Source organism: uncultured Bradyrhizobium sp. (assembly GCF_964252615.1).
Classification (GTDB): domain Bacteria; phylum Pseudomonadota; class Alphaproteobacteria; order Rhizobiales; family Xanthobacteraceae; genus Bradyrhizobium.
Window position 1 is genome coordinate 58905 of the sequence record NZ_CAXUNQ010000021.1, and the last position, 10026, is coordinate 68930.

Consider the following 10026-nt stretch of genomic DNA (forward strand, 5'->3'; position numbering starts at 1 on the left):
GCTTGTATCTGCGCCCGGAGATGGACAAATTGAGGCCAGTTTAGTGTTAGATAGCGCATGATCCCCGCCAACCGTGCGTCGTTTGGCGGATCATGCACGCGGGAGTGCCAGTGGCTCACCACGATCCGATCGGGCTGATCGCGCCGAATGCCGGGCTCGCCCAGCTCAACGAGCGCTCACGGGATATTTTTCGTCAAATCGTCGAGAGTTATCTCGCGACCGGCGAACCGGTCGGCTCGCGTAACATTTCGCGCCTGATCACGGTGCCGCTGTCGCCGGCCTCGGTCCGTAACGTGATGTCGGACCTCGAGCAGCTCGGCCTGATCTATGCGCCGCATACCTCCGCCGGGCGGTTGCCGACCGAACTGGGCTTAAGGTTTTTCGTCGACGCGCTGATGCAGGTCGGCGATCTCACCGAACCGGAGCGGCAGTCGATCCAGACCCAACTCGTCTCCGTCGGCAAGGCGCAATCGGTCGAAGCCGCCCTCGGCGAGGCGCTGACGCGGCTGTCCGGCCTGACCCGGGCGGCGGCGGTGGTGCTGACCGCGAAATCCAATTCGCGGCTGAAGCATATCGAGTTCGTGCGGCTGGAGCCGGAGCGGGCGCTTGTGGTGCTGGTCGCTGAAGACGGGCAGGTCGAGAATCGCGTGCTGGCGCTGCCGCCGGGCGTTCCGATGTCGGCGCTCACGGAGGCATCGAATTTCCTCAATGCGCGGATTCGCGGCCGCACACTGGCCGAGGCGCGCCTCGAACTCGAAACCGCATTGACGCAGAACCGCGCCGAACTCGACCTGCTTACCCAGAAAGTCATCGCGGCCGGCATCGCAAGCTGGTCCGGCGGCGACAACGACGACCGGCAATTGATCGTGCGCGGCCATGCCAACCTGCTCGAGGATCTGCACGCGCTGGAGGATCTCGAGCGGGTGAGATTGCTGTTTGACGATCTCGAAACCAAGCGCGGCGTGATCGACCTGCTGGGGCGCGCGGAACGCGCCGAGGGCGTGCGAATTTTCATCGGATCGGAAAACAAGCTGTTTTCGCTGTCCGGCTCCTCCACCATCATCGCGCCCTACAGCGACGGCGCGGGGCATATCGTCGGTGTGCTCGGCGTCATCGGGCCGACCCGGCTGAATTACGCGCGGGTCATTCCGATGGTGGACTACGCCGCCCGGATCGTGAGCCAGATGCTGGGCGGGTAGCCGGACGCCGAGACGGACCGGTTCCGCTTGATTTTCTGCCGCTAAAGCACGATATGCGGCCCAGCAATCCCCATTCAACCTGAACAGATTTTCGAGAAGGCAGTGTGATGGCCGATCCCAACGGGCACAACGACAATCCGGCGAAACCGGCGCAGGACGCCGAGCCGGTGGTTTCCAAGCCTTACATCATGCCCGACGATCCGGAAGATGGCGCGGTGGAAGCCCTGGCCAAGGAAGCCGCGGAATCGCGCGACAAGATGCTACGCACGCTGGCGGAAATGGAAAACCTGCGCAAGCGCACGGCGCGCGAGGTCTCCGACGCCCGGACCTACGGCATTTCCGGATTTGCGCGCGACGTGCTCGATATCGCCGACAATCTGCAGCGCGCGCTGGATGCCGTCCCGGCCGAAGCCAAGGCGGCGGCGGATCCCGGCCTCAAGGCGCTGATCGAAGGCGTCGAACTTACCGAGCGGTCGCTGCTCAACACGCTGGAAAAAAACGGGGTCAAGAAATTCGATCCGTCGGGCGAAAAATTCGATCCGAATTTCCAGCAGGCGATGTACGAAGTGCCCGACGCATCGGTGCCCGCGGGCACCGTCATGCAGGTGGTGCAGGCGGGCTACATGATCGGCGAGCGCGTGTTGCGTCCAGCCCTCGTCGCGGTCTCCAAGGGGGGTGCGAAGGCCGGCGCTGCCGAACAGGCCGGCTGATCCGGTTCGGATCGGCGCTCAGACCACGATGTCCGCCGACTGGATGCGTTTGACGCCGGCCTTTGCCATATCGGCCCAGGCCTTGGCCAGCGAGCCCTGGGTGTCGATGCCGCGGCAGGCGTCCTCGACGACGTAGGTTTCGAACCCGGCCTTGCGGGCGTCGAGCGCCGTCCAGGCCACGCAGAAGTCGGTCGCGAGCCCGGCCAGGAACAGACGCTTGAGCTTGCGGGCGGTGAGATAACCCGCCAGTCCCGTCGTGGTCTTGCCGTCGGCCTCGGTGAAGGCGGAGTAACTGTCGACGTCCTTGTGATAGCCCTTGCGGATGATGAGTTCGGCGTGCGGGATCGCGAGCTCTTTCGAAAGCGCGGCGCCGTCGGTGCCCTGCACGCAATGGTCCGGCCACAATACCTGCTTGCCGTATTTGAGATCGATCGTTTCAAACGGCTTTTTCCCGGCATGGCTCGACGCAAACGAGACGTGGCCTTCGGTATGCCAGTCCTGCGTCATCACGACATGGGCAAAGCCCCTGGCCATCTTGTTGATCACCGTGACGATCTGGTCGCCCTCCTTCACGGCGAGGCTGCCGCCGGGCAGGAAACAGTTCTGCACATCGACGACCACCAGCGCCGATGTGTCGTCAACCTTGATCGAAGCTGCAGCCTGAAGGCGCTTCGGAACGAGCCCGGCGGCGGCGATGCCGGCCACGCCCGCCAGAATTTGTCTGCGGTCCACCATGTTGAATCTCCCTTGAAGACCCGGTCAGCAAATCAGGTCGTCGCGGCAGCGTAAAGGCGGCCGGGTGCCGGGAACGGATCAAATCTTCCGGCAAGCCGGGGCCGCGATTGCGGTCTCAGCGCGGCTGGATTCCGTCGCGCACCGCGCGGAAGCGCGGAAACGCCTTGGACCAATCGTCCCGTGGCGTGCTTGCGATGATCCGCAGCGCCTGGTTGGCACTGCCAAACCGCAGCCATTGGACCACCGTGACCGGCGTGTTGGCCTTGCCGCTGGTGGCCTCGACGCGCGTTTCATATCCGGGCGAGCCGTCGATCCGCAGAGATTCGGACATCGTGATGCGTCCATCGCGCAAGCCGGGAATCTGGCCCGCAGCCTGCTGCGCAAAGCGGCCGCGATCTTCCGGTTGCGTCGGTGCCGACGCGATGGTGCCGATCACCATGTAAGACGACGACTCGATCCCGGTTTCCTCGTTGCCGTCGGCGAGGAGGATGGCGGCGCCGGGCGCCAGCGTGCGGACGTTCTTGAAGGCGCCGAGTTCGGTGATCTTGAACGGCAGCAGTCCGAGCTGCTCCTCGACCGGAACCTGCTGGCGCACGACGGCCGACGCGAACATCTGCCGCACCGCATCGTCCGAATAGGTTTTCGTAGCGCTTTCCGGGACCTGCGCCGCCAAATATCCGGAGAACGTGCCGCCGGGGATGATCATCGAAAAACGCCGTACCGTGTCGGCGCCGTCCTTGGCGCTTTCAACGGTATAAAAGCCCTCGCCGGCGGCGGTCTGCAGGCCTTCCGGCTTGATGGCATTCGCGCCACCCGGAAAGGAATTGGTTCTGAACGCATGCTCCACCTCGCCATAGGCCGCAAGGGGAAGTTCTGCGATCAACACCTTGACGCCGTGGTCCTCCGTCTCGAAGCCGGGGAACGTCTTCGAGATGACAAGCCCTTCGATCGGCACAACGCCGACCCGGATGCCCGGCGGATACACCACGTCGGCGGCGAAGGCCGCGCTGCATGCGGCCGAAAAAAAAGCAAATGCGATGAGCGGTGCGAACTGTTTCATGAAAATCTATTGGGTTTGCATTGAGGCCGTTCGATGATCGGCTCTGCGGCCATTGCGCCGACGCCGTCAGGCTGCATTGTTCACGGTTGCCCCGTTCCGGCAATAGATCAAGCCAAGATCGCGTTCCCGGCCGCCATTTCTGGCCGGACAGGGGCCGTTTGTCCAGATATTACCGGACCTGATCGCGCCCGTCTGTGCGGCCTGTCTGGTGATGCGGCTGAAAAAATCGACGGCGCCGCGGCCGGGGTGAGAGCGGACACGATCGGCCGAAGCCAAAGGGTTTTCGTCGGCCAAGCTTGCGTCCGGTCCTTGCGGCCCCCACCCCCCCTCCTATATGAGGCTCACCGCCGCGAGTTCGCGAGCATTTGATATTGGGGGTTTGGATTGGTGCGCCGTCAGGGCCCAGCCAACCTGCCGCAAAAAGAAGGATATGAGGACCATGGGAAAGGTCATTGGGATCGATCTCGGCACCACGAATTCGTGCGTCGCCGTAATGGATGGCAAGACATCGAAAGTAATCGAAAACGCCGAAGGCATGCGGACCACGCCGTCGATTGTCGCTTTCAGCGATGACGGGGAGCGCCTCGTCGGTCAGCCGGCAAAGCGTCAGGCCGTGACCAATCCCGAGCGCACCATTTTTGCGGTCAAGCGCCTGATCGGCCGCCGCTATGACGACCCGATGGTTGAAAAGGACAAGAAGCTCGTCCCTTACAAGATTTCAAAGGCCGGCAACGGCGACGCCTGGGTCGAGGCCGACGGCAAGACCTATTCTCCCTCGCAGGTTTCGGCATTCATTCTGCAAAAGATGAAGGAGACCGCGGAGGCCCATCTCGGCCAGAAGGTCGATCAGGCGGTCATCACCGTTCCCGCCTATTTCAACGACGCGCAACGTCAGGCCACCAAGGATGCCGGCAAGATCGCCGGCCTCGAGGTGCTGCGCATCATCAACGAACCGACCGCGGCGGCGCTTGCCTATGGTCTCGACAAGTCGAAGTCCGGCACCATCGCGGTGTACGACCTCGGCGGCGGCACCTTCGACGTGTCGATCCTCGAGATCGGCGACGGCGTGTTCGAGGTGAAGTCGACCAACGGCGATACTTTCCTCGGCGGCGAAGACTTCGACATGCGCCTTGTCAGCTATCTGGCCGATGAATTCCAGAAAGAGCAGGGCATCAATCTGCGCAACGACAAGCTGGCCCTGCAGCGCCTGAAAGAGGCCGCCGAAAAGGCCAAGATCGAGCTGTCCTCGACCACGCAGACCGAAATCAACCTGCCGTTCATCACGGCCGACCAGTCCGGTCCGAAGCATCTGACGATGAAGCTGACCCGCGCCAAGTTCGAGGCGCTGGTCGACGATCTGGTGCAGAAGACCATCGAGCCATGCCGCAAGGCGCTGAAGGACGCCGGCCTCACCGCCGGCGAGATCGGCGAAGTGGTGCTGGTCGGCGGCATGACCCGCATGCCGAAGGTCCAGGAAGTGGTAAAGCAGTTGTTCGGCAAGGAGCCGCATAAGGGCGTCAACCCCGACGAAGTCGTGGCCATCGGTGCCGCGATCCAGGCCGGCGTGTTGCAGGGCGACGTCAAGGACGTGCTGCTGCTCGACGTGACGCCGCTGTCGCTGGGCATCGAGACGCTGGGCGGCGTGTTCACCCGCATCATCGACCGCAACACCACGATCCCGACCAAGAAGAGCCAGGTGTTCTCGACCGCCGAGGACAACCAGAACGCCGTCACCATCCGCGTCTTCCAGGGCGAGCGCGAAATGGCGGCCGACAACAAGGTTCTCGGCCAGTTTGACCTGATGGGCATTCCGCCCTCGCCGCGTGGGATGCCGCAAATCGAGGTCACGTTCGACATCGACGCCAACGGCATCGTCAACGTCTCGGCAAAGGACAAGGCGACCGGCAAGGAGCAGCAGATCCGCATCCAGGCCTCGGGCGGCTTGTCCGAAGCCGACATCCAGAAGATGGTCAAGGACGCCGAAGCCAACGCTGCGGAGGACAAGAAGCGGCGGGAAGCCGTGGATGCCAAGAACCATGCCGACTCGCTGGTGCATTCCACCGAGAAGGCGCTGGCCGAGCATGGCTCCAAGGTCGAGGAAAGCGAGCGCCGCGCCATCGAAGACGCCGTCAGCGATTTGAAGGAAGCGCTGAAGGGTGAGGATGCCGAGGCGATCAAGGCCAAGACCAATACGCTGGCGCAGGCTTCCATGAAGCTCGGCGAGGCGATGTACAAGCAGCAGGCCGAGAGCGACGCCGCCAAGGATGCCGCAAAGGACGACGTCGTCGACGCGGAGTTCACCGAAGTCGACGACGACAAGAACAACAAGAAGTCGGCGTAACTCTTACGATACGGATCAGTGCGATGCTCTTCGCTATGATCGAGATCGTCACCCCCGGGCAAAAGGCGCGAAGCATCGGCTTCGCGCCGGCCGACCCGGGGGTCCATCTTCAAAGAGTGATGGATGGCCGGGATAGGCGAGCTAAGCGACGCCGTTTTTCGAACGGCTATGCCCGGCCATGACCGCGAGAGTTAACCCTTATGTCCACCAAGCGTTGCTATTACGAAACCCTTGAAGTCGAGCGGACCGCGGACGATTCCAAGCTCAAGGCGGCTTTCCGCAAGCTCGCCATGAAATGGCATCCGGACAAGAATCCCGGCGATGCCGCCAGCGAAGTCCGTTTCAAGGAAATCAACGAAGCCTATGAAGTCCTGAAGGACGGCGACAAGCGCGCTGCCTACGACCGGTTCGGCCATGCGGCGTTCGAGCAAGGCGGCGCCGGCGGCGGCCCCGGTTTTGGCGCCGGCTTTGCGTCCTCATTTTCCGATATTTTCGAGGATCTGTTCGGCATGGCCGGGCAGCGCGGGCGCGGCGGCGGGCGCGAGCGCGGCGCCGACCTGCGCTACAACATGGAAATCACGCTGGAGGAAGCCTTCCTCGGCAAGACCGCTCAGATCGAAATCCCGGTTTCGGTCACCTGCGAATCCTGCTCCGGCACCGGCGCCAAGGCCGGCACCAAGCCGAAAACCTGCGCGACCTGCGGCGGCGCCGGCCGGGTGCGGCAGGCGCAGGGCTTCTTCACGCTGGAGCGTACCTGTCCGGGCTGCCAGGGCCGCGGCCAGATGATCGAGGACCCGTGCCCGTCCTGCTCCGGCTCCGGACGCGTGACGCGCGACCGGACGTTATCGGTCAATATTCCGCAGGGCGTGGAGGACGGCACACGGATCCGGCTTGCCGGCGAAGGCGAAGCCGGTGTCCGCGGCGGTCCTCCCGGCGATCTTTATATTTTCCTGTCGCTGGCAACCCACCAGTTCTTCCAGCGCGACGGCGCCGACCTGCATTGCCGCGTACCGATTTCCATGGTCACGGCAGCACTTGGCGGCGAATTCGAGGTTCCGACCATCGACAAGGGCAAGACCAGGGTGAAGATACCGTCCGGCACCCAGTCCGGCCGGCGTTTTCGCATCGCGTCAAAGGGGATGCCGGTGCTGCGCTCGCGTCAGACCGGCGACATGTATGTCCAGGTCATGGTCGAAACGCCGCAGAATCTGACCAGGAAGCAGCAGGAGCTTCTGGCCGAGTTCGAAAAATTATCGTCCGGCGCAACCCAACCGGAAGCTGCGGGTTTCTTCACTAAGGTCAAGGACTTCTTCGGCACGCGCGCTAACTCCTGAGGTCGGTCCAGCTTGACCGTTTCGGTTGCTGCCTATACCTCTTTATGACCAATTTTTGACATCCGCGACAATTGCGGTCCCGCCTGGTAGCGACATGCCTTTGCACTCCTCCGTGCGCGCGTTGAAAAAACCTCTCCGTCTCGACGACGAGGTTCGTTTTCTCCGTTCATGGATCGAGAAGCCGCTGCATATGGGCGCGGTGATGCCGTCGGGACGGGTGCTGGCCCGCACCATGGCGCAATATGTCGAGGTCGATTCCGACCGGCCGGTCATCGAACTCGGGCCCGGTACCGGCGCGATCACCAGTGCGCTGATCTCCCACGGCGTCGAGCAGCGGCGTCTCGTGCTCGTCGAATACAATCCGGGTTTCTGCGCATTGCTGCGCGACCGCTATCCGCAGGCCACGGTGGTGCAGGGCGACGCCTATGCGCTGCGCGACTCGCTGTGGAACGTGCTGAGCGCGCCGGCATCCGCCGTCGTCTCCGGGCTTCCCCTGGTTACCAAGCCGATGCTGACCCGCCTGAAGCTGATCCGCGACGCCTTTGTCGCGATGTCGCCGGGCTCGCCATTCGTGCAGTTCACCTATTCGGTCGCGCCGCCAATTCCAAAGTCGCTGCCGGGCGTTTCCACCGAAGCGTCCGAGCGGATCTGGATGAATCTTCCGCCCGCCCGCGTCTGGGTATATCGCAAGGGCTGATGGCCCGCCGCCTTTGCGCGGAGAGGCTGGTCCTGGACGCGAATGGAATCATGTCCGCGTTGAAAATCCTGGTCATTCCCGGCTCGCTCCGGTCCGGCTCGCTCAACGTGAAGCTGGCGGCCGCGGCGGCGCAGGAGCTGGCGCGCGCCGGTGTTGAGGTTACACGCATTTCGCTAGGCGATTTTCCGCTGCCGATCTACGACGGCGACCTGCAGACCAAATCCGGCGTGCCGAAACATGCCGTCAATCTCAAACGCATGATCGGTGCGCATCACGGCGTTCTCATCGTCACGCCCGAATACAATTCGTCGCTGCCGCCGCTGCTGAAAAATGCCATCGACTGGGTGAGCAGGGTGCAGGAGCCCCACGAGACGCGGGGCCAGGTGTTTCGCGACCGCGCTTTTGCAATGGCGGCAGCGTCGGCAGGCCGGCTCGGCGGCGCGCGGTGCCTGGCGGCGCTGCGCCTGATTCTCGCGGCCTGCCATGCGACCGTGATCCCCAGCCAGGTCGCGCTGTCGTTCGCCGATCAGGCCTATGACGATATGGACCGGCTTAAGAACCCGGCCGACATTGAGGCGCTCAACGCGCTGGTGAGGCAATTGATCGACGTCTCCCAGCGCATGATGTGAGGTGGCATGCCGGCATTGGACATTCCCGGTCGCGATCGCCTGATCGTCGCTCTCGATCTGCCCTCGGTCGCGGCGGCGGAAGCCATGGTCGCGCGGCTCGGTGACAGCGTGACGTTTTACAAGATCGGCTATCAGCTCGCTTACGCCGGCGGCCTGCCGCTGGTGCGGCAATTGTCCAGCGCCGGCAAGAAGGTGTTCGCCGATCTGAAACTGCACGACATCGGCAACACCGTCGCGCGCGGCGTCGAGAGCGTCGCCGCCCTCGGCGCGACCTTCCTGACCGTGCATGCCTACCCGCAAACCATGAAGGGCGCAGTCGAAGGGCGCGCGGGATCCGGCCTGAAGATTCTCGCGGTCACCGTGCTGACCTCCTATGACGACGGCGATCTGCACGCGGCGGGCTATCGCCTCGGCGTGTCCGATCTGGTCGAAGCCCGCGCGCAGCAGGCGCAGGAGATCGGCATCGATGGGCTCGTGTGCTCGCCGGAAGAAGCGGCGTCGCTACGCAGGACCGTGGGCGGTCGGATGAGCCTGGTGACGCCGGGCGTCAGGCCCGCCGGCGCCGCCGCGGGCGATCAGAAACGCATCATGACTCCGGCCCGGGCGGTCGCCGCAGGCGCGGATTATCTGGTGGTCGGGCGGCCCGTCCTGGAAGCGTCGGATCCGAAAGCGGCAGCGCAGGCCATCGTGGCCGAGATCGCGCAGGCGAGCGCGTAAACAGCAAGGGAGAATTCAGATGGCCAAAGGCTACTGGATCGGGCGGGTCGATGTCCACGACCCGGACGGCTACAAGGCGTATGTCGAACAGAACGGCGCGGTGTTCAACAAATACGGCGCGAAGTTTCTGGTGCGCGGGGGCAAGTACGAATCCAAGGAAGGCACCGCCCGCTCGCGCAATGTGGTGCTGGAATTCAAGGACTATGAAACCGCGCTGGCCTGCTACAATTCGCCGGAATATGCACGGCTGGTTGCGATCCGCAATCCGCATTCCGAGGCCGATATACTGGTCGTCGAAGGCTATGACGGCCCGCAGCCTTGAGGTGCCTCGTGTCCCGGCCCCGACGCAGCGCGCCTTTGCGCTGCGTTGCGAGGTACCGCAGAGCGGATTGGCCGGCCAGATTCGCGGCTCAAACAAGCCCGCGCATGACGAGAGAGGGTTTTTCATAGGGCCGCCGGTGGAGGTGTTACGATCGAGACGCTGATCCGCCCTGCGAAGCTCAAAGCGGCGTTCACGTACTTGTGAATGTATACCTATCCCCACGCCCGTAACCCGGCTTATGCTGACCGTGTCCTGCCCCACTACAGGGGCGCTCGCGAACGT

The 10026-nt window shown here is 63.6% G+C and carries 11 protein-coding genes; 8 read left to right on the top strand and 3 right to left on the bottom strand.

Annotated features, from left to right (window positions below; translation table 11 throughout):
• Positions 1-110: 110 nt before the first annotated feature.
• On the top strand, positions 111-1199 hold the full coding sequence (gene hrcA, locus ACFE72_RS13190; protein WP_375413542.1) for a heat-inducible transcriptional repressor HrcA: 1089 nt from the start codon (positions 111-113) through the stop codon (positions 1197-1199).
• A gap of 107 nt (positions 1200-1306) precedes the next feature.
• Complete coding sequence (grpE, locus tag ACFE72_RS13195) at positions 1307-1909, top strand: nucleotide exchange factor GrpE (RefSeq protein WP_375413543.1); 603 nt, start codon at positions 1307-1309, stop codon at positions 1907-1909.
• An 18-nt stretch (positions 1910-1927) separates the two neighbouring features.
• On the opposite strand, the gene pncA is transcribed toward grpE, so the two are convergent.
• The 3 genes from pncA to ACFE72_RS13210 form a co-directional block, all read right to left on the bottom strand.
• Positions 1928-2644: a bifunctional nicotinamidase/pyrazinamidase gene (gene pncA / locus ACFE72_RS13200; protein WP_375413544.1), complete on the bottom strand. Its 717-nt coding sequence runs from the start codon at positions 2642-2644 to the stop codon at positions 1928-1930.
• 115 nt (positions 2645-2759) lie between these two features.
• A complete protein-coding gene (locus tag ACFE72_RS13205; protein ID WP_375413545.1) occupies positions 2760-3704 on the bottom strand; it encodes a hypothetical protein in 945 nt (314 codons plus the stop codon).
• Positions 3705-3770: 66 nt separating this feature from the next.
• Positions 3771-3998, bottom strand: coding sequence for a hypothetical protein (locus tag ACFE72_RS13210; protein WP_375413546.1), 228 nt, complete (start codon positions 3996-3998; stop codon positions 3771-3773).
• Positions 3999-4143: 145 nt separating this feature from the next.
• On the opposite strand from ACFE72_RS13210, the gene dnaK reads away from it, so the two are divergent.
• The 6 genes from dnaK to ACFE72_RS13240 all read left to right on the top strand — a co-directional run bounded on the left by dnaK (position 4144) and on the right by ACFE72_RS13240 (position 9744).
• Positions 4144-6045 (top strand): molecular chaperone DnaK, encoded by a 1902-nt coding sequence (dnaK, locus tag ACFE72_RS13215; RefSeq protein ID WP_375413547.1) that lies wholly within the window; start codon positions 4144-4146, stop codon positions 6043-6045.
• 200 nt (positions 6046-6245) lie between these two features.
• Positions 6246-7379: a molecular chaperone DnaJ gene (gene dnaJ / locus ACFE72_RS13220; RefSeq protein WP_375413548.1), complete on the top strand. Its 1134-nt coding sequence runs from the start codon at positions 6246-6248 to the stop codon at positions 7377-7379.
• Positions 7380-7473: 94 nt separating this feature from the next.
• Positions 7474-8076 carry a class I SAM-dependent methyltransferase gene (locus tag ACFE72_RS13225; RefSeq protein WP_375413549.1) on the top strand — a complete coding sequence of 201 codons (603 nt, stop codon included), beginning with the start codon at positions 7474-7476 and terminating at the stop codon, positions 8074-8076.
• 50 nt (positions 8077-8126) lie between these two features.
• Positions 8127-8705, top strand: coding sequence for an NADPH-dependent FMN reductase (locus ACFE72_RS13230; protein ID WP_375413550.1), 579 nt, complete (start codon positions 8127-8129; stop codon positions 8703-8705).
• A gap of 6 nt (positions 8706-8711) precedes the next feature.
• A complete protein-coding gene (pyrF, locus tag ACFE72_RS13235; protein ID WP_375413551.1) occupies positions 8712-9422 on the top strand; it encodes an orotidine-5'-phosphate decarboxylase in 711 nt (236 codons plus the stop codon).
• Positions 9423-9441: 19 nt separating this feature from the next.
• Positions 9442-9744, top strand: coding sequence for a DUF1330 domain-containing protein (locus tag ACFE72_RS13240; RefSeq protein WP_375413552.1), 303 nt, complete (start codon positions 9442-9444; stop codon positions 9742-9744).
• The last annotated feature ends 282 nt before the right edge of the window (positions 9745-10026 follow it).

Bases quoted from the DNA above. Each gene is read 5' to 3' on its own strand.
- grpE (WP_375413543.1), top strand. From the start codon at position 1,307: ATGGCCGATCCCAACGGGCACAACGACAATCCGGCGAAACCGGCGCAG.
- pncA (WP_375413544.1), bottom strand. From the start codon at position 2,644: ATGGTGGACCGCAGACAAATTCTGGCGGGCGTGGCCGGCATCGCCGCC.
- ACFE72_RS13205 (WP_375413545.1), bottom strand. From the start codon at position 3,704: ATGAAACAGTTCGCACCGCTCATCGCATTTGCTTTTTTTTCGGCCGCA.
- dnaK (WP_375413547.1), top strand. From the start codon at position 4,144: ATGGGAAAGGTCATTGGGATCGATCTCGGCACCACGAATTCGTGCGTC.
- dnaJ (WP_375413548.1), top strand. From the start codon at position 6,246: ATGTCCACCAAGCGTTGCTATTACGAAACCCTTGAAGTCGAGCGGACC.
- ACFE72_RS13225 (WP_375413549.1), top strand. From the start codon at position 7,474: ATGCCTTTGCACTCCTCCGTGCGCGCGTTGAAAAAACCTCTCCGTCTC.
- ACFE72_RS13230 (WP_375413550.1), top strand. From the start codon at position 8,127: ATGTCCGCGTTGAAAATCCTGGTCATTCCCGGCTCGCTCCGGTCCGGC.
- pyrF (WP_375413551.1), top strand. From the start codon at position 8,712: ATGCCGGCATTGGACATTCCCGGTCGCGATCGCCTGATCGTCGCTCTC.
- ACFE72_RS13240 (WP_375413552.1), top strand. From the start codon at position 9,442: ATGGCCAAAGGCTACTGGATCGGGCGGGTCGATGTCCACGACCCGGAC.